The following is a 20,172-nucleotide window of genomic DNA, read 5'->3' as shown; positions in this document are numbered from 1 at the left end:
CCTCAATCCTCCCCAGGACCCCCATGATGCCCAACGCACGTGCACGCTTCGCCGCCCTCGTCCTTCTGCTCCCGGCGTGGCTGCCGGTCTTAGCCGCGCAGAACGCCCCTGCCGATGTCAAGGCCATCGAACAGGTGGTCGAATCGTTCCGCACCTCGCTGATCAACAAGGACAAGCCGACCTACATGAGCCTGTTCTTCTCTGACAAGCCGGAAGATATCGGCTGGCAGTTCGTTTCCGAGGACGCGCGCCTGCAGGACATCCGCAAGGCCAAGCCCGATGCGATCAAGGCGCGGCAGATTCCCGCCAACAACTTCATCGCGCTGATTGACGGGGCGGTGGCCTCGCCGAAGCTGAAAGAAGAGACATTCTCCAACACGAAGATCGAGACGGACGGCGATGTGGCCTCGGTAGCGTTTGACTACAGCTTTCACGACGATGGGGTGAAGACCAACTGGGGCAGGGAAATGTGGCAGCTGGTCCGCACCGAACAGGGCTGGAAGATCTTCTCGGTGATCTATTCGATCCGCGATTCACGCAGCCCGGCCGGCTGAACGTCTTGAGGACGCCGAGCGCGGATTGCGATCCATTCAGCCAGGGCATTGGCATCCGGCAAGGGATCGGGCAGAGTTCGGCCACGTGCAAGGACGCTCGCAATGACCCGCCTGCTGATCATCGAAGACAACCCCGAACTGGTTGCCAACCTGTACGCCTTCTTTGAGCCGCTCGGCTATGTGCTGGACGACGCCCGTGACGGCGCCAGTGGCCTGCGTCGGGCCACGCAGAACGACTACGATGCCATCCTGCTGGACCTGATGCTGCCACGCCTGGACGGGATGGCGCTGTGCCGGAAGCTGCGCCAGGAGTTCCAGAATCCGGTGCCGATCCTGATGCTGACGGCGCGCGATCCGGTCGAAGACCGCGTGCAGGGCCTGGCGCTGGGCGCGGATGACTATCTGGTCAAGCCCTTCTCGCTGAAGGAGCTGGATGCGCGGATCAAGGCCCTGGTGCGACGCGCCCAGGGCCGCCAGGTCGACAGCGTACTGGCGTGGAAGGACCTGCAGGTCGATACGCGGTCGCCGCAGGCCTGGCGGCAGGGACGCTGCATCGCGCTGACGCCCACCTCGCACAAGCTCCTGTTGTGCCTGGTACGCGCGGCACCCGCCGTGGTCCGCAAGCAGGAGATGGAATACCTGGTCTGGGGCGACGAGCCACCGGACGGCGGCGCGCTGCGTACCCACATCCATGAGCTGCGCCTGCAGGTGGACCGCAGTTTCGACACCACGCTGATCGCCACGGTGCACAGCGTCGGCTGGCGCATGCCGGCGTGACCCCCGCCGCTCTCTACCGGCGCCTGACCCTGCGCACCCGCATCACGATTTCGTTCGTGCTGCTGATGGCCGGCGCCATGGGCTTCATCGTTCTGGCCGAACAGGTGGACTACGACCAGGTACGGGCCGCCGTCGTTGGACGCACCCAGGACAGCCAAGTACGCCGCCTGCAGGACGAGCTGGCTCGTGGCCAACGCCCCGCCCTGCCCTCCGGCAGCGCACTGTACGATGCCCGGAACGTACCTGTGGTGCTGCGCCAGTATGGCCTGGGCTACCACGGCGAAGCAGCACCCAACGAGTGGCACCTGCGCGTGTTCGACAGTGGCGGACAGCGCTACTACCTGCTGCAGGACGCGGCGCCTTATGGCTATCTGGAATACCTGATCAACGCCTTTGCAGCGCTGGTCATTTCGATCTGCGTGCTCGGCGCCTTCCTGATCGGTCGCAAGGTGGCGTCGCACGTCATCGCGCCCATCACGCAGTTGGCCGATGCCGTGCAGAGCGGGCGGAAGCCCTTTCCCTGCCAGGACGCACGCGACGAGATCGGTGTTCTGGCCCGCGCCTTTGCCCGGCACAGTGATGAACTCGAGCGTTTCCTTCACCGCGAGCAATGCTTCAGCGGCGATGCCAGCCATGAGCTGCGTACGCCGCTGGCCATCATCGGCGGCGCTGCGGAAACCCTTGCCTGCCAGCTTCCTCCTGACAGCCATCTGGTTCCCAGCGCGGAGCGCATCCTGCGTACCACCCAGGAGATGCAGCGCCAGTTGTCCTGCCTGCTGTTGCTCTCACGTTCCCCCGGCTCAGTCCCGCGCAGCGAGGTGGCTTTGCGTCCGTTGATCGAGTCCTGCGTGGAGCGCTGCCAGCCCTGGCTGGCCGGCAAGCCGGTCGGCATCACCGTTGATCCCGGTCGCGAGGTAACGATGCACACCAGTCCGGACCTGGTACACAGCGTGATCTGGAACCTGACGCGCAACGCCTGCCAATACACCGAACAGGGCAAGGTCCGGATCACCCTGGACACCACCGCACTGATCATCGCAGACACCGGCCCCGGCCTGCCCTCCAGCATCGACCCGCAGCAGTTCCAACGATTCGTGCCCGGGGTACCGCACAGCGGCGAAGGATTGGGACTGTCCATCGTGCAGCGCATCGTCGAACACCTTGGCTGGACAATGACGGTACAGTCCTCGGAGCGCGGCTGCCGGTTCGCCCTGCACTGGCCTGCGGCCCGCATCTGACGTATTCCTGACAGTGGCCTGCACATGCTCGGGGTTGTCCCAACCTCGAGAACGGCATGCAGCACCCCAAGCACAGCGGCAAGTATCCGCACGGCAAGACCGGCCTGCGCCGCATCTTGCACACCCTGGTCCATTCGCGCGATGGCTTCATCGCGACCTTCCGCGGCGAGGCCGCCTTTCGCCAGCTGCTGCTGCTGCACGCGCTGTTGATCACTGCGGCGTTCGTGCTGGACATCAGTACAACCGAGCGCGCGTTGGTGCTGGCGGTCTGCTTCATCAGCCTGCTGGTGGAACTGCTCAACTCGGCAATCGAGGCCGTGGTTGATCGCATCTCGCTGGAGCAGCACCCGCTGTCGAAGAACGCCAAGGACATGGGCAGCGCCGCACAGACCACCGCGTTGTTGATGGTCGGCGCGGTGTGGGGCGTGATCCTGCTGGGCTAGGCCGGCAATCCTGACAACTTCCTGATAACGCCGTTTCGATACTGCGCGCACTCCTGTTCCGCGGACCCTGCTCGTGCGTCAATGCCTCCGTTTTCCACGGCCCCATCCGATCATCCTGGTCTGGGCCGCAGCGTTTTTCTTCACCACGATTGGAAACATCGCCCTCTGGAAGTCGCTGTGGGAACTGATCGATCTCAACGGTGTGCGCAGCATCCTGTTCCTGGCCAGCCTGCCGCTGGTGTTGTTCTGCCTGTTCAATCTGCTGCTGACGCCATTGCTGGCACTACCCTTCGTGCGCAAGCCGCTGCTGGCCGTACTCATCGTCACCAGCGCCGGCTGCAGCTATTTCATGCTGCACTACAACGTGCTGATCGATCGCAGCATGGTGCAGAACGTGTTCGAGACCAATCAGGCCGAACTGAACGCCTATCTCTCGCTGCCGCTGCTGTTGACCCTGCTGGCGCTGGGCGCGATGCCCGCTGCAGGGCTTGCCCTGGTGCGCACCGCCAGCGGAGCGGGTTCGATACGGTCGCTGCTGGTGTGGCCGGCCAACGTTCTGGCGTCACTGGTAATGCTGCTGGTGATCGGCTTTGCGTTCTACAAGGACTACTCCTCACTGCTGCGAAATAACCGCTACATCCGCGACCAGGTACTGCCGTTGAACGTGATGCGCCATACCCACGGTTACCTGAAAAGCCTCCATAGCCCCCGCCAGCAACCGCTGCGCCCGATCGGCACGGACGCGCGGCGCATACCCGGCCCGCGCCCGAAGCTGGTGGTCATGGTCGTCGGCGAGACCGCGCGGTCACAGAACTTCCAGCTCAACGGCTACCCACGCGCAACCAATCCCCGGCTCTCACGCACGGAAGGCGTCATCAGCTTCAGTGATGTCTCCTCGTGCGGAACCGCAACGGCCATCTCGGTGCCGTGCATGTTCTCGCAGATGACCCGCCAGCAATACGACGACGTTCGCGCGGCGACCGAGGAGAACGTGCTCGACATCCTGCAGCGTACCGGCGTCAGCGTGCTCTGGCGCAACAACAACAATGGCGGCTGCAAGGGCGTGTGCGAGCGCGTGCCGACCGAGGACATGCCTGCGCTGAAGGTGGCGGGCCAGTGCGTCAACACCGACAGCACCTGCTACGACGACGTGCTGCTGCACCAGCTTGGCACACGCATCGACGCGATCAACGGCGACGGCCTGGTCGTACTGCATCAGCTGGGCAGCCACGGCCCGACCTACTTCGAGCGCTATCCGGCTGCCTCGCGGGCCTTCAGCCCGACCTGCGACAGCAACCAGATCCAGCATTGCAGCAACGAGGCGCTGGTCAACACCTATGACAACACCCTGGTGCATATCGACCGGGTACTGGCGGAGACCATCGACCTGCTGCAAGGCTACTCGGACCGGCGCGACGTTGCGCTGATCTATGTGTCCGACCACGGCGAGTCGCTCGGCGAACGCGGCATGTACCTGCATGGCACGCCCTACTTCATCGCCCCGCGCGAACAGACCCAGGTGCCGATGGTGATGTGGCTCTCAACGGAGTTCAGCCGCAACGCGGGCCTGGACATGGCCTGCCTGCGTGGGAATGCGCTGCACCGGGCGCACAGCCACGACAACATCTTCCACTCGCTGCTGGGCCTGTTCGGGGTCAGCAGCACGGTGTACCAGCGTAATCTGGATGTGTTTGCCGGATGCCGCCCGTCGGGTTCGCCGGCTGTGGCCGCCACGCCGGCGAAGAAGCGGCACCGGCTGATGCCGGTCACCGCCCGCAACGTGGCGCGCTACTGCGCCGCCAGGGCGAAATCCAGGCCCGCACACACCGCCGCCACCTGGGCGTCGTTGCATTCCTGCGGGTTGGTGCGCGGGCTGTCCGGGTAGACCTCGGTGGTGGTGGCAAAGCGTGCGTCGGTGAAGCCGGCGCAGGCGCCGATCGAACGCGACTCGCCCCAGACCACGCCCGGCGACTGCAGCGGCAGGCCGACCAGGTTGCCGTCGGCATCGGCCGGGGCGATGTGGGTGATGGGCGCCACTGCGGCAATCAGGGCCTTCTGGAACTCGGCCTGCGGATCTTCGCTGTTGCCGATCACATAGAAGCCATCGGGAATCGTGTCGCGCTCGAACGGCTTGCCGTCGCGCGCGCAGCGCGCCGGATCGAACTCGTTCAGGTCGCTGTCGGTGGTCTCGTGCAGGTCCAGGTGCACCAGCAGGTTCGCCTTGCGCTCGCCCACCCAGGCCATCAGTGCGGCGGCTTCCTTGATCTGGCCGCCGTCACGGAAGCTGCGGTTCGGATCGATCGCATCCGGGTTCCAGCGCTGGATGCGCTCGTAGCCCCACGGGCTGACGCACGGCGCGACGATCAGGTTCAGCCGGCCCAGGTAACCCTCGGCCTGCTGTTCCAGGAACTGCAGGGCGCCGTGCACGCCGCTGGTTTCGTAGCCATGCACGCCGCCGGTGATCAGCGCGGTCGGCAGCGCCGGGTTCCAGTCGTGGTTGACCACGGCGAACAGCGGGTAATGGTCCGGTGCATAGTCCAGCTGGCCGTACTGGATCACGTCGAAAACGCTGTCGTCCAGGCGCTCAAGGGCGGCCACCACGTCATCGTGGTAGCTGCGCTGGCGCTGCTGGCGGGCCCGCCACTGTGCGCGTTCCGCGTCGCCCCAGGGCTGTCCGGGGGTGCCGATCGGGTAGAACTGCGCAACAGTCATGGGGGTACTCCAGGGGTCGAACGGGTGGATGCAGCCGGACATTCTAAGCCTTGTCGCGTCTGCGGGTACCGCCACCCAGGCCCCGCCTTCATCCAGCCAGGGTCATCTGGTTGTAAAATCAACGGTTTTTGGCCCCTCACCCCTTGATGGCGAACGCAGCGCAGCCGGTCCTGGGTGGACCGGAGTTCCTCCGCCTGCTCGCCCGTCTCAGCGACGGCGCGATGCCGGCCAGCAGTCCCGCCCTGACCGATCGCCTCGGCCAGTGGGTGGACTGGAGCCGTGCCGTGGCCCTGTCCGGCGCGTTGGGCGGACGCCTGCCCGAGCCCGGCGAAGCTGCCGAGGGGTCCGAGGATGTACTGGCCGACTGCGCCCAGGCCCATGCCAGCCTGCTGGCCTCGATCCGCGAGGACGCCGAGGCCGAGCGCCTGCTGGACCTGGCCGAGGCCGCTGCCGCACCCAACTTCGCTTCGCTGCGCCAGCGCTACCGGGTGCTGCAGCAGGCCATCCAGACCGCCACCGGGCGCCTGCGCGGCCGCCTGCGCGACCAGCTGGTACAGGTCTCGCCGGAGCTGGCGCGACTGGCCGAGGTTGATGCGGTGATGGAACAGACACTCACCCCGCGCGAGCACAGCCTGCTGGCCACCGCGCCGGCGGTGCTCGGCGCCCGTTTTGAACGCGTGCATGGCCAGCCCGGCTGGCGCGCGGCCTTCCGCCATGACATGCGCACGCTGCTGCTCGCCGAGCTGCAGCTGCGCTTCCACCCGATCGAAGGGCTGCAAGACGCCCTGCGCTCCCACTGACCGGAACACCATGTCCAGAACTGCTCTCCATGTCGTTGTTTTCCTTGTCGGCCTGCTGGCCGTGTGCTGGATCGGCATTGGCTACGTTTCGGTGCATCCGCTGGGTGCAGCGGTGGCGGCAATCATCGCGGCCTGCTACATCGCCGGCGGCGTGGAGCTGTACCGCTACCGCCAGGCCAGCAACGGCCTGCGCGCCGCACTGAATGACCTGTCCAGCGCGAAGGAAAGCCTCGCCCCATGGCTGGAGCGCGTGCCGGTAGGCCTGCGCAACGCCGTGCGCCTGCGCGTGGAAGGCGAGCGCACCGCCCTGCCCGCACCGGTGCTGACCCCGTACCTGGTCGGCCTGCTGGTGCTGCTGGGCATGCTCGGTACCCTGCTGGGCATGATGGACACGCTGCGTGGCACCGGCCTGGCCCTGCAGAGCGCGACCGACATGGCCGCGATCCGCGGCTCGCTGGCCTCGCCGGTGCAGGGCCTGGCGGTGGCCTTCGGTACCTCGATCGCCGGCGTGGCCAGCTCGGCGATGCTCGGCCTGTTGGCTGCGCTGCTGCGCCGCGACCGCCTGCAGGCCGTGCAGCAGCTTGACCGCGCCATTGCCGGCGACCTGCACCCGTATTCGCAGGCCTGGCAGCGCGCCGAATCGCTGCGCCTGCTGCAGGCACAGTCCGCCGCGCTGCCGGCGCTGGTCGACCGCCTGCAGGCGATGACCAGCACCTTTGAACAGCACAGTGCGGCCGCCAATGAGCGCCTGCTGGCTGGCCAGGCCGAGTTCCTGACCCAGAGCCAAGCGCTGCAGGAACGCCTGGCCCTGTCGCTGCAGCAGTCGCTGCGCGAAGGTGCCGAAGCCAGTGCCGCGGCCATCGGTGGCGCGCTGCAGCCGATGGCTGAAACCACCCTGGCCGGTCTGGCTCACCATGGCGAAGCGTTGCATGCCCGTGTCGAGCGCGCCGTGCAACAGCAGCTGGCGGGCCTGAGCGACGGTTTCGAACGCAGCCGGGTCGCCACCGAAGCCAGCTGGGCCAAGGTGGTGAGTGAACAGACCCAGGCGCAGCAGGCGCTGGTGAGTGATCTGCGCCAGCACCTGCAGGCCTTCAGCGATGGCCAGGGCACGCACGCCGAAGCACTCGTCGCGCGTATCGGCGAGCGCCTGCAGGCCGATGCCAACGGCAACGCCGAGGCCTGGCGCGCCGCCATCGAGCAGCAGCAGGCACTGAACAGCGCGCTGGTCGAGCGCCAGCAGCAGGCGCTGCTGGCGGCCGGCCAGCAGCTGGACGAGCGTGCGCAGGCATTGCTGCAGGCACTGGAGCAGCGCCACGACGCCAGCCAGTCGCTGCTGCAGGACCACGAACAGCAGCGCTCGCAGCAGTGGCAAGCCGCCCAGGCTGCCGCCGCGACTGCGCACGCCGAACTGCAGGCCAGCCTGGACAGCCGCGAACAGCAGCGCCAAGCGCGCTGGGACGCGGTCAGCGCCGAACTCCAGCAGGCCCACGCCACCCTGCATGCGCAGCTGCAGGCTGGCGACGAACAGCGCCTGCAGCGCTGGAGTGATGCCCTGCAGCACGTTTCCACCGAGCTGGCCGAGCGCCTGCAGGCCAATGGCGAACGCCTGGCTGCACAGCAGCAACAGGTCTGCGACACGCTGGCGGCGACCGCACAGCAGATCGGCGAGAACGGTCGCGCGCAGGCCAGCGCCACGCTGGCCGAAGTGTCCACCCTGCTGCAGACCGCGGCAGCGGCACCGAAAGCTGCTGCCGACGTCATCAACGAGCTGCGCAGCACGCTCTCTGAAAGCCTGGTGCGTGACAACGCGATGCTGGAAGAACGCGGTCGCCTGCTGGCCACCGTGCAGACCCTGCTCGATGCGATCAACCACGCATCGCACGAACAGCGCACCGCGGTGGACGCACTGGTTGGCGGTTCGGCCGAGCTGCTGGAACGCGTCGGCAACCGCTTCACCGACCATATCGCCGCCGAGACCGGCAAGCTGGATGGCATTGCGGCAGCACTCACCGGCAGCGCGGGTGACGTCGGCCAGCTGGCCGGCGCCTTCGGTGAAGCGGTCGCGCAGTTCGGCAGTGCCGCCACCGCGCTTTCCGGCCGCCTGGAACAGATCGGTGGCGCACTGGATGCCTCGCTGGCCCGTAGCGATGAGCAGCTGGCTTATTACGTGGCGCAGGCGCGCGAGGTGGTCGACCTCAGCCTGCTGTCGCAGAAGCAGGTGATGGAAGAACTGCAGCAGCTGGCCACGCGCCGCGGCAAGGCCGGTAGCGCATGAGCGACGAGCTGGAGGTCGATGGCGGCTCGCACGCACCGATCTGGGCCGCCTTCGGCGACCTGATGTCGGTGCTGCTGGGTGCGTTCGTGCTGATCCTGGTGGGTGTGGTCGCGGTGCAGCTGGAGCTGTCGCAGCGGCTGGACCAGGAAATGAAGCAGCGCCAGGCCGAAGCCAAGCGCCTGCAGACCCTGGAACAGGCGCTGGCCGGCCCACTGGCCGCCGGTCGCGTAACCCTGGTCGATGGCCGCATCGGCATCAGCGGCAGCGTGCTGTTCGCACTGAACTCGGACCAGCTGCAGCCGGAAGGCCAGGAGCTGCTGCGCAGCCTGGCCGCACCGCTGGCCGCCTATCTGGGCAGCCGCGAAGAGATCCTGATGGTCAGCGGCTTTACCGATGATGCGCCGGTGCGCGAAGGCAACCGCCGCTTCGCCGACAACTGGGAGCTGTCCGCGCAGCGTTCGCTGACCGTGACCCGCACCCTGATCGCCGATGGCGTACCGGCTGACGCCGTGTTCGCCGCCGCGTTCGGCAGCGAGCAGCCGGTCAGTTCCAACGCCAATGAGGAAGGCCGCGCGCGCAATCGCCGTGTGGAAATCGCGCCGATGCCCAAGCCCAAGGCAGCGGATGGCAAGTAAGCCGCCCGCGCTGGAAGGCCTGCGCGCATTGGTGCGTGACCTCGATGCGGGGTCGCGCTCGCTGCCGCATTACCCACAGGTGCCGATGCTGCAGCAGGTGCAGCGCGAATGGTCGGAGCTGCGCAGCGAACTGCAGGTGCGCCGCTCGCTGCGCGCCGAGGCCCCGGCCGATGGCGGCCCACTGAACTCGGCAGTGCTGGTGCAACGCATGCTCGACACGATGCAGGCCACCAGCCCCGGCTACCTGCGCCACTTCATCGACTATGTGGACACGTTGTCCTGGCTGCAGGCGCTGCAGGACAGCGCCGCCAGCGGCGGTGATACCGCAAAGCCGAAACGGACACGCAAGCCGCGCAGCGCGGGTTGAACACGTTACGCCGACCTCGTTCGGCGCCCCTTGGACACGACAATCCTGATCCACGCTGCTGGTTACGCCAACATTGCTTGGCGCTTATCGACTCCCAGCAGCGCTGCTGTCCAATCGCTACCGCGAGCCAACCACGTCAATGGTTGACCAACTTGAACAGACTGAGGCGACTGTAATTGACGTGGAAGGAAGAATTCCCCAGTGTTTGACTGCCCCCATTGCACTTGAATTCAATCCCAGCAAATGCAGCTTTCAGTAGAAGCCAGACTTCTCAAGCTTCGCGCGAATCTCAACGAAGCCGAGATGTACCTTGGCCCTCCAATTGAACGTCCTGACATCGACGCACTCCAGAGCTCGGCGCTTTCTACCCTAGGCATCGTCCTGCCAGAGTCCTATCTGGGCTTTCTTTCACGCCACGATGGCCTGGCAGCAGCGGGAGTCTTCCTCTACTCGAGTACTTCACGCTCATACTGCGATGGTGGGTCAGCCCTTGCCCTGGTGGAAATGAACCTTATCGCTCGCGGCCAGGGATCCCTGGGCGGCTATGTAGAACTCGGAGAGAGCGATATGGATTGCTACGTCTTTGAATTCGCAACAGGGCGGTACCAGGTCCGTGACAAAGTAGCGTTCGATAATGTCTACGAAGAATTCACTTCATTGGATGGCCTACTCGGTCACATCATCGGTCTGATCGAACAGCATTGCTGAACAAACAGATTCAAGAATGCCCATGCCACGCCGGGTTGGCATTCACAGCTACACCGGTTGCCTTCTGAATCAGCCGAGTCATGGGTTCGGCTCTGAGGGGCTCAGCCGCGCAGGGTGGCGCCGCCGTCGACATACAGATCGGTCATCGCCACGTGCCCGGCCTGCTCGGAGAGCAGGAACATCGCCGAGTGCGCGATGTCTTCCGGGGTGGCCAGCTTGCGCAGTGGGATGCCGGCCTTGTAGGTCTCAAGGTTGCCGGCGATCACCCGTTCGGCGCCGTGCTCGTCCTGCCACATGCCGGTCTGCATCGGGGTCAGCGTGGACCCCGGGGCGACGATGTTGCAGCGGATGCCCAACGGCGCCAGCTCCAGCCCGAGGCAGCGGGTGAACATCGTGGCGGCGGCCTTGGATGCCGCATAGGCGGCCATGCCATGCCTTGGCACACCGGCCGCATTCGAGCTGACGGTAACCATCGCGCCCTGCCCGCGCGGCGACATCACCCGCGCCAGGGCACGCCCGACATGGAACACCCCGTCGGTGTTCACCGCGAACACCCGGCGCCAGTCGTCATCGCCGGTCTCGGTCACGCCGCCCACATGCAGCACACCGGCTACGCTGGCGGCCAGCATGATCGGCCCGATGCTGGACTCGACCTGATCCACCAGGCCATCCACGGCGGCACTGTCGGTCACGTCGAGCGCAAAGGTGTGCACACGCACATCTGCCGTAACAGGCGCCTCGCGATCGGTCGCCACTACGGTGCAACCGGCCTCGGCCAGCAACCGCACCAGTGTCTCGCCGATGCCACCGGCAGCGCCGGTCACCAACGCCACGCGGCCTTTGAAACCGGTCAACTGCATGTTGCGATCTCCTGTTGTTCGTCCCATTGGTGCAAGCGTGCCGACAACCACGGCGCCAGCTGCGCCACCGCATCGCGTCCGGTCAGCTCTGCGTGCAGGAATGGCAGTTCCAACGACTGCACCCTGCGCGCGTGTGCCCGCCACAACGCCGACCGCAACTGTGGCCGCGCCTGGTGATCTCGACCGGCACGCACATGCACCAGCGTGCCATCGAACGGCCGGTGGATATGTTCACGGATCAGTCGATTGGTGCCGGTCACGGCGCGCACCACGCCATCCAGCACGACATCCGGCAGGCTACCCAGCGCACTTCCGCCACGACGCAGGAACGCGAGAATGCGTTCCCGGCTGTCCAGTTCCGGATGCGCATCCGGGTCATGACCGGCAATCGCCAGCAGTGCCCGCAATGCGGCGATGGCATCGGGCTCCGGCTCGGCCCGCCAGCACTCGCTGGGATAGGCGTCCAGCAGTACAAGTTCGCCGACCTCGCGCCCGATCTCATGCAGTCGCACCGCCATCGCCTGGGCGAGGATGCCACCCACCGACCAGCCCAGCAGATGCACCGCCCCCGTCGGCTGCAATGCGACCACGCGCTGTACATAGTCGTTGGCCATCGCCTCGATGCTGCTCGGCAGCGGCTGTCGTGCGTCCAGTGCCGGCGATTGCAGGCCATACACCGGGCGTGCCGGCTGCAGTGCCCGAGCCAGGGTGCGGTAGTTCCAGGCGATACCGCCGGCCGGGTGCAGCACGAACAGTGGCGTAGGCCCGGCAGCGTCGGACGCGGCCAGCGCGATCACCGGCCCCAGTGCGTGATCGGCCAGCGCCGGCGGCTCGGCAATACGAACCGCCAGCGCGGCCACGGTGGGCTGGGCAAACAAGGCACCCAGACCCAGATCACAGCGCCAGCGCTGTTCGATCGCCAGCAGCAGGTGCACCGCCGACAGTGAGTCACCGCCGAGACTGAAGAAATCCGCATCCACCGCCACCGGCGCTTCTCGCCCGAGTGCCTGGGCAAACAGCGACGCCAGCTCCTGTTCCAACGGCGTGCGCGGCGCCAGCCCGGCGATCTCCTGCCGCGGTGGTACGGGCAGCGCGTTGCGATCCAACTTGCCGTTGGCGGTCACCGGCCAGTGATCCACGCCAACGAAGGCGGACGGCACCATGTAATCCGGCACGCGTGTGGCCAGATGACTGCGCAGCATGCTGGCGTCGGCCAGTGCCGACGGCACATAGGCTACCAGCCGGGCATCGCCGGGTGCGTCGTGGCGCAGGAGCACTTCCACCCGCTCCATGCCCGGCAGTTCGCGCAAAGCCGCCTCGATCTCGCCCAACTCGATGCGCAGGCCGCGCAGTTTCACCTGATGGTCGCTGCGGCCCAGGTACTCCACCGCGCCATCGCTGCGCCAGCGCGCTATGTCGCCGGTGCGGTAGATGCGCTCGCCCGCCAGGAAAGGATCGGCAAGGAAGCGTTCGGCAGTCAGGTCCTCGCGACCGAGATAGCCACGCGCCAGCTGCACACCGCCCAGATAAAGGTCACCGGCCACACCGACCGGCACCGGCTGCATCCGCGCGTCCAGCACGTAAAGGCGGGTATTCCAGACCGGGAAGCCGATCGGCACCGGCCGCGATCGATCCTGCGCCGACGCCGGCCAGTAGCTGACGTCCACCGCGGCTTCGGTCGGGCCGTACAGGTTGTGCAGTTCGGCGTGCATGCGCGCGTGGAAGCGGTCGCGCAACGCGGCATCCAGCGCCTCGCCACTGGTGAATACCCGTCGCAGCTGCAGGCCTTCGGAGGCCGGTGCAGCGAGGAAGGCATCGAGCATCGACGGCACGAAATGCGCCGTGGTGATGCCATGCCTGCGGATCAGCCGCGCCAGTTCGGTGGGGTCGCGATGCGCATCGGGCCCGGCAACCACCAGCGTGGCCCCGCACAGCAACGGCAGGAAGAACTCCCAGACCGAGACATCGAAGGTGGCCGGGGTTTTCTGCAGCACGCGGTCATCGGCGTGGATGCCGTAGTGCTCGCGCATCCACAGCAGGCGGTTGACGATGGCACGGTGTTCGACGACCACGCCCTTCGGTTCCCCGGTCGAACCGGAGGTATAGATCACATAGGCCGCATCGCTGGGCGCCGGATCGGCCCACGGCGCGGCGAAGCTCAGCGCGGTCCACTGCTCCGGCGCGAGCACCGGTACGCCGGCCATGCGCGCCGAAACCTCCGCCGCAGCCAGAACGCACACCGGCTGCGCCGAGGCGAAGATGCGCGCCAGCCGCTCGTCGGGATGGGCAAGGTCCAGCGGCAGGTAGGCCGCGCCTGCGCGCAGCACCGCCACCAGCGCGATCACCAGCGCCAGCGAGCGCGGCAATGCCACCGCCACCACGCTGCCCGGGCCGACACCCATCGCCCGCAGCTGGGCCGCCAGCGCGAAACTGCGCGCTTCCAGCGTTGCGTAATCCATGGCAGCATCGCCGAACACCAGCGCAGGCGCGTGCGGGTCCCGATCCATGCCCTGCTGCAGCAATTCAACCAGGGTGGTCTCAGGAAGCGCGTGCGCGGTGGCGTTGAAACCCTGCAGCACCTCTTGCGCCTCCATGGGCGTGGCCAAGGGTACGGCTTCGATATCGTCAGCCTGCAGCGCCGCCGACACGAAATTCAGCAGCCGCGCCGCGTGCGCCTCGACATCCTCGCGACTGTACAGCGCGGGATTGGCCTCGATCTCCAGATCCAGCAGGTGCTGGCCATCGCCACGGAAACCCAGCGCCAGGTCATCCACCGGCCCGGTGCACAGCACCTCCAGCGCCGCCTGCACGCCGGGCAGGGCCGGCGGCCTGTAGAACGGCTGCACATTCACCAGCGGGCCGTGCAGGCGCTGCTGCGTGCCGACCAGGCCCAGGTCCCGGCGCAGCTGCTCGCCCCGGTAGCGGCCGTGCCTGCGGCCCTGGCTGAGCTGGCGACCCAGGCCCCGGGCAAAGGCCTCGACGCTGCCCTCGCCGGCCGCCACGCGCAGCGGCAACACATTCATGACCATCGCCGGCACCCGCGCCGACGCGTTGCCCAGCCGCCCCATGTAGGGCACGCCCAGCACCACTTCATCGGCGGCACTCATCCGCCGCAGGTACTCGGCCGCCAGCGCGGCCAGCACATCCGGCCAGGGCTGCAGCCAACGCACCGAAGCCTGCAGCAACTGCTCACGGAATGCCGCATCGAGCGGCTGTACCCAGCGCAGCGCGTCGACACTGGCCGCGAGCGTGCCGGCCAGGCCTGCGCCTGCCGGTGCGCCCTGCATGTGCTCACGCCACCACTGCCCGGCCTGCACGCGGCGCGGATCGGCACGGTAGGCGGCATCATCGGCCAGCACAGCGGACAGTCCTGGCAGTGGCTCACCCTTGCGGCCGGCGTACAACGCGCACACGCGATCGGTGAACAGCGCCATGCCGTAGCCATCGGCAGCCAGATGATGCACCCGCAGGTACCAGACCCAGCGCTGCCCACCCAGTTCAAGCAGCACCTGCTGGCTGATCCGGTCGCGGGTGGGATCGACCGGGCTCAGCCGGTCAGCGTGCATCAGGCTGCGTGCCGCAGCGGCGGGATCCGCCTCGGCGGACACACCGCGTACCGAAATCAGCGGCACGTGTACCGGGTCATGCCACTGTAGTGGCTGGCCATCGGCACCTTCGGCAAAGCGCAATGCGAAAGCCTCGGCCTCGCGCGCAGCCTGGTCTGCCGCTGCGACGAACGCGGCCACGTCCAGCGGGCCGTCGATCCATACCGCGTGCGCGGTATTGAATGACGGATTGTCCGGTGCCAGCCGCTGTGCAAACCACAGCCCAGCCTGGGCCTCGGTCAACGCCACCGGCGTGGCCAGCGCTGCGGCGTTCATGCGTTCTGCGCGGCCTGCAGTTGCTGCACCACACCCCACCACTGGCGCAGCGTGGTGTGCTCGGCCAACTGCGAGAACTCCAGCGGAAGGCCAGTGTTGCCCCAGGCCAGGACCAGGCCGAGCATGCGCATTGAATCCAGGTCCAGGTCGATCAGGTTGTCGTCGTCACCGATCTCGGCCGGCGTGCACTCCAGGACACGCGCCACGTCGGCACGCATCCGCTCCAGATCCAGCGCCTCACCCATGGCAGCCATCACAGCACCTCCAGCAGCTGATCGGTGGTCATCGGCACACCACAGGTGCGCGCGATCCAGTGCAGCGCCTGATCGTGATCGGCACGCGAGAAGTCGGCCACCGCATCAGCGGCGATGAAGGCCTCGATATCACGCTGGAAGGCATCGACCACGGTCGCGGTGCAGCCGATATGGGCGTACACGCCGGTCACCAGCAACTGGTCGCGCCCACGCACCCGCATCAGCGTCTCCAGGTTGCTGCGCTGGAATGCGCTGTAGCGGTGCTTCACCAGCACGTGCTCGCCCGGTTGCGGTGCCAGCGCCTCGATGATCGGCTCATGGTCGGCGCTGCGACGCATGCCCGGCCCCCACAGGTCGGCCTGCAGGCCACGGTCGCGACGGTCCTGGTCACCATGCTGGGCGGTGTAGAACACCGGAATGCCCTGCGCACGGCAATGCGCCAGCAGGCGCACGATGTTGTCCACCGCAGGCCGCAAGGGCGTACTGCCGGCGTCGAATGCGGCCAGGAAGTAACGCTGCATGTCGTGCACCAGCAGCGCGACACGATCGCGCCGGGGACGCCACGGTCCGCGCGCCTGCGGTAGCTCAGCGGCGGTCGGCAAGGGGTAATCGGTGATACGGGGCAGCGCCATCAGCGCGTTCCTCCTGTCTGTTGCAGATGACGCGCACGCAGCTGCGCACGCAGTTCGCGGCGGCTGATCTTGCCGACCGCAGTGGTATCGAAGCTGTCGACGAACACGACCTGATCGGGCACCTTGAACGCCGCCAGGCCGCGCCCGCGCATCCAGGCCTTCAGTGCCGGCGCCTTGAACGGTTCGCCCTGCGCGATCACAAAGGCGCAGCTGCGCTCGCCCAGATACTCATCGGGAATGGAGACCACGGCGGCATCAAACACGCCGGGGTGCGCCAGCAGATGATCTTCGATCTCTTCGGCGGAGATTTTCTCCCCGGCACGGTTGATGTGGTCACCGGCGCGGCCCTGCACCACCAGGTAGCCTCCGGGCAGCTGCTGCACACGGTCGCCGGTGCGATAGAAGCCGTCGTCGGTGAACGAGCGCGCATTGGCCACCGCATCGTTGTGGTAGCCACGGATGGTATACGGGCCACGGGTGAGCAGATGCCCCACCTCGCCTTCGGCCACCGGCTGGTCATGGTCATCGACCACGCGCACTTCGTCGTCCGGACTGATCGGCCGGCCCTGGCAGGCCACGATCAGGTCCTCCGGATCATCCAGCCGTGTGTAGTTGACCAGGCCTTCGGCCATGCCGAACACCTGCTGCAGCGTGCAGCCAAGGCCGTCGATCACCCGCCGTGCGGCTTCCGGCACCAGTTTGGCGCCGCCCACCTGCAGTACCCGCAGGCTCGACAGGTCATGCTTGCCGGTCGCGGCGGCCTGCGCCCACAGCAGCGCCAGCGGCGGCACCAGGCCGCAGCAGGTCACCTTTTCGCGGGCGATCAGCGGGAATGCGGCATCCGGCCCGGGGCCGGGGCTGAGCACCACGCGGGCGCCGGCGTACAACGCGCCGAAGAAGCCAGGCGAGCTCATCGGGAAATTGTGCGCGGCCGGCAGCGCGACCAGGTAGACGCTGTCGCGGTCGATGCCGCAGATTCCATTGCTGGCACGGAATGAATAGATGTAGTCGTCGTGCGTGCGTGGAATCAGCTTGGACAGCCCGGTGCTCCCACCGGAAATCTGCAGGAACGCCACAGACTGCGGGTCCGGATCGGCCGGCAACCGGCTGCGATCGCCCTGCAGTGCCTCCAGCCCAATGAACTCCGCCGCATCGCCGTCGATCACTACATGGCGAACCGCCGGCACGTCGGCCTGCAGCGCCCACGCCAGTCCGCGATGGTCGAAGCCATCATGCAGCCCGGTGGTGATGTAGGCACTGGCTTCGGCCTTGCTGGCGAAGTGCACCAGCTCGGTGATGCGGTGTGCCGGCAACGCGTACACCGGCACCAGTCCGGCGCGGAACAGGCCACAGACAGTTGTGACGAAGCCTGCCGTGTTGCCCAGCTGCACCAGCACCCGCTCCCCTGGCTGCAGGCCGAGCGTCAGCAGGCCGGCACCGATCCGCCCGGCCTCGTGCCACAGCTGCGCATAGCTCAGGCGCACGTCGCCGGCGACCACCGCAATGTCATCGGCATAGCGTTCTGCACGTTCGCGCAGGAACCCCGGGAAGGTCTCGCCACGCCAATGCCCAGCCTCGCGATAGCGCGCCATCAGGTCATCCGGCCACACCTGCTGCAGTGGCAGGCGGGAAGCGTCAGTGGAGGTAGTCATGCGGCAGGCTCGATCGCAGGCGCGGATTCATGGACACCCAGCGCATTCAGCAGGGCGGCGAACTTCGCAGCGGTCTCGGCCACCTCGGCCTCGGGCTGCGAGTCGGCAACGATGCCGGCGCCGGCGAACAGGCGCAGCTGCATTCCCTGCAGGCGTGCGCAGCGGATTGCCACATACCAGTCGCCGTCACCCTGCGCATCCAACCAGCCCACGGCGCCGGCATAGAAGCCGCGCGGCACCGTTTCCAGCTCGCGGATGCGCTGCAGCGCCGCCATCCGCGGCGTACCGCAGACCGCCGGCGTAGGGTGCAGCTGCGCCAGCAGCTCGGCGGCCGACGTGTGCGGATCCTTCAGCGTGGCATGGATGCGTGTGCCCAGATGCCACATGCTGGCAGTGGCATGCAGCGCCGGCCGCGGCTGTGCATCGATGTGGCTGCAATACGGCGCCAGACCCTCGACGATCGCCTCGACCACATGACGGTGCTCGTCATGGTCCTTGGTCGAGGCCAGCAGGTCCTGCGCGGCGCGCTCGTCCTCGGCCGCATCGGCGCAGCGCCGCGCAGACCCAGCCAGCGGGTGCGACAACAGCTCGGCGCCACGCTTGTGCAGGAGCAGTTCCGGCGTCGCGCCCACCAGCCACGCTGGCGCCTGACCCACTTCCACCGGCAGCGGAACCGCATAGGTCGCCACCGAAGGATCCGCGCCCAGCCGTGCCAGCAGCACGTCCGGAGACAGCGCCCGGTGGGTGCGTGCCACCAGGCTGCGCGCCAGCACCACCTTCTGGAGGTCCAGTTCGGGCGCGCGCAGTGCCTGCACCGCCGCAGCCACCGACGCCGCGTACGCCTGCGCCGAAGGCTCGGCCTGCAGGGCACCCTCCAGCGCTGGCGCGGCCTGTGGCTGTAGTGCCAGCGCTGGCAGCAGGCGCTCGGGCTGGTACAACGCGTCGTCGGCACGGGGTTCGAATGGGACTGCGCCGACCAGCAGGCCCGGGCCGCCGCGCTGCTGGGCAAAGAACACCGAAACGCGTTCGGCCAATGTCGCCAGCGCACCGGCCGGCAGCGTGGCGCGGCAACCGCGTGCGTGCACGTGCTGGCCAGCGTGCTGCAGCAGGAACAGCGTCGCGTCGTCGCTGCTCTCCTGCGGCGCTGGCGCAGCCTCCGCCCACGCGCCCTGCATCAGCGAATCGTTCATGGGGTCTCCTTCATCCGATGCACTGCGGCCAGCGCGCACAGCAACAGCAGCAACGCGCCGACCAGGAGGTATGGCAGGCTGGGCCCGCCGCGGTACAACAGCGTGCCGAGCATCGGCCCGGCCACCATGCCCAGTCCCTGCGCGGCAGCGACAGTACCGGCGGCGGCGCCCTGCTCGTGCGCCTCCACCGCGTCGGCGGCCAACGCCTGGAACGAAGGGAATACGAAGCCCATGCCGAATGCAGCCAGTGCGTAGGCCGCAGGCAGTTGCCAGGCCTGCTGCACGCCCGCCACCGAAGCAAAGCCGATGCCTGAGATCACGGCGCCGAGGACGATCCAGCGCCGCGGATGAACCTCCAGCTTCATCACCAGCGCCTGCGCCAGGATCAGGCCAACGCCGACCGCCGTCAGCGCGATGCCGGCCATGCGCGCACCGGCCGCCGCATCCAGGCCCAGGCGATCAATCGCGAAGAAGCCAACCGTGACCTGCGCGATGGTCACGGAAACCATGGCGATGAACGCCGCCAGCTGCGGCAGGCGCAGGCGCGGGTCGAGGCGGCTCATCGGCGCGCGGCGCTGGGCGGAAACGCCCATTACAGGCGGTGTGGCCGGCAGTCGCCAGGCCAGCAGCGCCAACGCCAGCAGTGGCAACAGTGCGGCCACGTACAGCGCCAGCGACAGGTTCGTATAGGCCAGCCAACCCGCGGCAGCCGGGCCCAGCACCATGCCCAATGCGTTGGCGCTGCCCAGGCGGGCGAGGAACTTCGCACGCTGCCCGGTCGGCGCCTTGTCGGCGATCAGCGCAGCTGCGGTAGGAGGCACCGCTGCGTAGAACAGGCCGATCAGGCCGCGCGCAGCGACCAGCACCAGCACTGACACCAGCACCGGCGGCACCGCCTGCAGGGCCACGTCGATGAACACCGCCAGCGCGATGTAGACCACGGTGTAGGCACTCATCGCCAGCATCAGCACGCGCTTGCGGCCGATGCGGTCGCTGAGCTGGCCCCAAGGGCGCGCGGCCAGCATCCACAACACGCCTGCGGCGGTGACTGACAGCCCGGCATGCCACTCGTACAAACCGAGCATGCGGACCACCGGGCCGATCACGGCGACGAAGGACATCATCGCCATGGTGCCAATCAGGGCAGCCAACACCAGCGCTGGCAAGCCGGGAACGACGGGACGTGCGTGCATG

18 protein-coding genes are annotated in these 20,172 nt (G+C 67.5%); 10 read left to right on the top strand and 8 right to left on the bottom strand.

Translation table 11 applies throughout. The annotated features are described in order from the left end of the window. The first annotated feature begins 23 nt into the window (after window positions 1–23). The 5 genes from HMPREF3114_RS00395 to HMPREF3114_RS00375 all read left to right on the top strand — a co-directional run bounded on the left by HMPREF3114_RS00395 (window position 24) and on the right by HMPREF3114_RS00375 (window position 4,897). Window positions 24–554: a Cif family virulence factor gene (locus HMPREF3114_RS00395; RefSeq protein WP_053498572.1), complete on the top strand. Its 531-nt coding sequence runs from the start codon at window positions 24–26 to the stop codon at window positions 552–554. Between the two features lie 102 nt (window positions 555–656). Beyond that, the gene (locus HMPREF3114_RS00390) at window positions 657–1,331 is read left to right on the top strand and encodes a response regulator transcription factor (RefSeq protein WP_005416896.1); all 675 of its coding nucleotides are present in this window, start codon (window positions 657–659) and stop codon (window positions 1,329–1,331) included. Then, window positions 1,328–2,569 (top strand): sensor histidine kinase, encoded by a 1,242-nt coding sequence (locus tag HMPREF3114_RS00385; protein WP_053498570.1) that lies wholly within the window; start codon window positions 1,328–1,330, stop codon window positions 2,567–2,569. Before HMPREF3114_RS00390 ends, HMPREF3114_RS00385 begins: the two co-directional genes overlap by 4 nt. Window positions 2,570–2,625: 56 nt before the next feature. Beyond that, window positions 2,626–3,012: a diacylglycerol kinase gene (locus HMPREF3114_RS00380; RefSeq protein WP_053498569.1), complete on the top strand. Its 387-nt coding sequence runs from the start codon at window positions 2,626–2,628 to the stop codon at window positions 3,010–3,012. Window positions 3,013–3,085: 73 nt separating this feature from the next. Continuing rightward, window positions 3,086–4,897, top strand: a complete 1,812-nt coding sequence (locus tag HMPREF3114_RS00375) for a phosphoethanolamine transferase (protein ID WP_070488717.1) — start codon at window positions 3,086–3,088, stop codon at window positions 4,895–4,897. Here HMPREF3114_RS00375 and HMPREF3114_RS00370 read toward each other — a convergent pair. Next, a complete protein-coding gene (locus HMPREF3114_RS00370; RefSeq protein WP_053498566.1) occupies window positions 4,801–5,724 on the bottom strand; it encodes a M14 family metallopeptidase in 924 nt (307 codons plus the stop codon). The genes HMPREF3114_RS00375 and HMPREF3114_RS00370 overlap by 97 nt on opposite strands. A gap of 146 nt (window positions 5,725–5,870) precedes the next feature. Between HMPREF3114_RS00370 and HMPREF3114_RS00365 the strand changes: the two genes are divergently transcribed. The 5 genes from HMPREF3114_RS00365 to HMPREF3114_RS00345 all read left to right on the top strand — a co-directional run bounded on the left by HMPREF3114_RS00365 (window position 5,871) and on the right by HMPREF3114_RS00345 (window position 10,509). Then, window positions 5,871–6,524, top strand: coding sequence for a DUF3348 family protein (locus tag HMPREF3114_RS00365; protein ID WP_053498564.1), 654 nt, complete (start codon window positions 5,871–5,873; stop codon window positions 6,522–6,524). Between the two features lie 10 nt (window positions 6,525–6,534). Then, a complete protein-coding gene (locus HMPREF3114_RS00360; protein WP_053498562.1) occupies window positions 6,535–8,799 on the top strand; it encodes a DUF802 domain-containing protein in 2,265 nt (754 codons plus the stop codon). After that, window positions 8,796–9,434, top strand: a complete 639-nt coding sequence (locus HMPREF3114_RS00355; RefSeq protein WP_053498561.1) for an OmpA family protein — start codon at window positions 8,796–8,798, stop codon at window positions 9,432–9,434. The genes HMPREF3114_RS00360 and HMPREF3114_RS00355 overlap by 4 nt, the downstream gene beginning before the upstream one ends. After that, a complete protein-coding gene (locus HMPREF3114_RS00350; RefSeq protein ID WP_053498559.1) occupies window positions 9,424–9,801 on the top strand; it encodes a DUF2894 domain-containing protein in 378 nt (125 codons plus the stop codon). The genes HMPREF3114_RS00355 and HMPREF3114_RS00350 overlap by 11 nt, the downstream gene beginning before the upstream one ends. A gap of 243 nt (window positions 9,802–10,044) precedes the next feature. Continuing rightward, entirely contained in the window at window positions 10,045–10,509 is a 465-nt protein-coding gene (locus tag HMPREF3114_RS00345; RefSeq protein WP_053498557.1) for a YrhA family protein, read from the top strand. 101 nt (window positions 10,510–10,610) lie between these two features. On the opposite strand, the gene HMPREF3114_RS00340 is transcribed toward HMPREF3114_RS00345, so the two are convergent. From HMPREF3114_RS00340 to HMPREF3114_RS00310, 7 genes are read right to left on the bottom strand one after another with little or no spacing between them, the layout of a single operon-like run. Further along, window positions 10,611–11,369, bottom strand: coding sequence for a 2,3-dihydro-2,3-dihydroxybenzoate dehydrogenase (locus HMPREF3114_RS00340; protein WP_053498555.1), 759 nt, complete (start codon window positions 11,367–11,369; stop codon window positions 10,611–10,613). Further along, window positions 11,360–15,250: a non-ribosomal peptide synthetase gene (locus HMPREF3114_RS00335; protein ID WP_053498553.1), complete on the bottom strand. Its 3,891-nt coding sequence runs from the start codon at window positions 15,248–15,250 to the stop codon at window positions 11,360–11,362. Before HMPREF3114_RS00335 ends, HMPREF3114_RS00340 begins: the two co-directional genes overlap by 10 nt. Then, a complete protein-coding gene (locus tag HMPREF3114_RS00330; RefSeq protein ID WP_019659922.1) occupies window positions 15,247–15,504 on the bottom strand; it encodes a phosphopantetheine-binding protein in 258 nt (85 codons plus the stop codon). The genes HMPREF3114_RS00335 and HMPREF3114_RS00330 overlap by 4 nt, the downstream gene beginning before the upstream one ends. Then, window positions 15,504–16,136 (bottom strand): isochorismatase family protein, encoded by a 633-nt coding sequence (locus HMPREF3114_RS00325; protein WP_005416909.1) that lies wholly within the window; start codon window positions 16,134–16,136, stop codon window positions 15,504–15,506. Before HMPREF3114_RS00325 ends, HMPREF3114_RS00330 begins: the two co-directional genes overlap by 1 nt. Continuing rightward, window positions 16,136–17,788, bottom strand: coding sequence for a (2,3-dihydroxybenzoyl)adenylate synthase (locus HMPREF3114_RS00320; RefSeq protein WP_053498551.1), 1,653 nt, complete (start codon window positions 17,786–17,788; stop codon window positions 16,136–16,138). The genes HMPREF3114_RS00325 and HMPREF3114_RS00320 overlap by 1 nt, the downstream gene beginning before the upstream one ends. Further along, on the bottom strand, window positions 17,785–18,978 hold the full coding sequence (locus tag HMPREF3114_RS00315) for an isochorismate synthase (RefSeq protein WP_053498550.1): 1,194 nt from the start codon (window positions 18,976–18,978) through the stop codon (window positions 17,785–17,787). Before HMPREF3114_RS00315 ends, HMPREF3114_RS00320 begins: the two co-directional genes overlap by 4 nt. Then, entirely contained in the window at window positions 18,975–20,171 is a 1,197-nt protein-coding gene (locus tag HMPREF3114_RS00310; protein ID WP_053498548.1) for an MFS transporter, read from the bottom strand. The genes HMPREF3114_RS00315 and HMPREF3114_RS00310 overlap by 4 nt, the downstream gene beginning before the upstream one ends. Between the last annotated feature and the right edge of the window lies 1 nt (window position 20,172).

Source organism: Stenotrophomonas sp. HMSC10F07 (assembly GCF_001807895.1).
GTDB lineage: Bacteria > Pseudomonadota > Gammaproteobacteria > Xanthomonadales > Xanthomonadaceae > Stenotrophomonas > Stenotrophomonas sepilia.
This window is presented reverse-complemented; position numbering and strand designations above follow the sequence as displayed.

What these genes read in the sequence shown, in the direction of transcription:
- HMPREF3114_RS00395 (WP_053498572.1), top strand. Translation starts at nt 24, where the DNA reads ATGATGCCCAACGCACGTGCACGCTTCGCCGCCCTCGTCCTTCTGCTC.
- HMPREF3114_RS00390 (WP_005416896.1), top strand. Translation starts at nt 657, where the DNA reads ATGACCCGCCTGCTGATCATCGAAGACAACCCCGAACTGGTTGCCAAC.
- HMPREF3114_RS00380 (WP_053498569.1), top strand. Translation starts at nt 2,626, where the DNA reads ATGCAGCACCCCAAGCACAGCGGCAAGTATCCGCACGGCAAGACCGGC.
- HMPREF3114_RS00370 (WP_053498566.1), bottom strand. Translation starts at nt 5,724, where the DNA reads ATGACTGTTGCGCAGTTCTACCCGATCGGCACCCCCGGACAGCCCTGG.
- HMPREF3114_RS00365 (WP_053498564.1), top strand. Translation starts at nt 5,871, where the DNA reads ATGGCGAACGCAGCGCAGCCGGTCCTGGGTGGACCGGAGTTCCTCCGC.
- HMPREF3114_RS00360 (WP_053498562.1), top strand. Translation starts at nt 6,535, where the DNA reads ATGTCCAGAACTGCTCTCCATGTCGTTGTTTTCCTTGTCGGCCTGCTG.
- HMPREF3114_RS00355 (WP_053498561.1), top strand. Translation starts at nt 8,796, where the DNA reads ATGAGCGACGAGCTGGAGGTCGATGGCGGCTCGCACGCACCGATCTGG.
- HMPREF3114_RS00350 (WP_053498559.1), top strand. Translation starts at nt 9,424, where the DNA reads ATGGCAAGTAAGCCGCCCGCGCTGGAAGGCCTGCGCGCATTGGTGCGT.
- HMPREF3114_RS00345 (WP_053498557.1), top strand. Translation starts at nt 10,045, where the DNA reads ATGCAGCTTTCAGTAGAAGCCAGACTTCTCAAGCTTCGCGCGAATCTC.
- HMPREF3114_RS00340 (WP_053498555.1), bottom strand. Translation starts at nt 11,369, where the DNA reads ATGCAGTTGACCGGTTTCAAAGGCCGCGTGGCGTTGGTGACCGGCGCT.
- HMPREF3114_RS00335 (WP_053498553.1), bottom strand. Translation starts at nt 15,250, where the DNA reads ATGAACGCCGCAGCGCTGGCCACGCCGGTGGCGTTGACCGAGGCCCAG.
- HMPREF3114_RS00330 (WP_019659922.1), bottom strand. Translation starts at nt 15,504, where the DNA reads ATGGCTGCCATGGGTGAGGCGCTGGATCTGGAGCGGATGCGTGCCGAC.
- HMPREF3114_RS00325 (WP_005416909.1), bottom strand. Translation starts at nt 16,136, where the DNA reads ATGGCGCTGCCCCGTATCACCGATTACCCCTTGCCGACCGCCGCTGAG.
- HMPREF3114_RS00320 (WP_053498551.1), bottom strand. Translation starts at nt 17,788, where the DNA reads ATGACTACCTCCACTGACGCTTCCCGCCTGCCACTGCAGCAGGTGTGG.
- HMPREF3114_RS00315 (WP_053498550.1), bottom strand. Translation starts at nt 18,978, where the DNA reads ATGAACGATTCGCTGATGCAGGGCGCGTGGGCGGAGGCTGCGCCAGCG.
- HMPREF3114_RS00310 (WP_053498548.1), bottom strand. Translation starts at nt 20,171, where the DNA reads ATGCACGCACGTCCCGTCGTTCCCGGCTTGCCAGCGCTGGTGTTGGCT.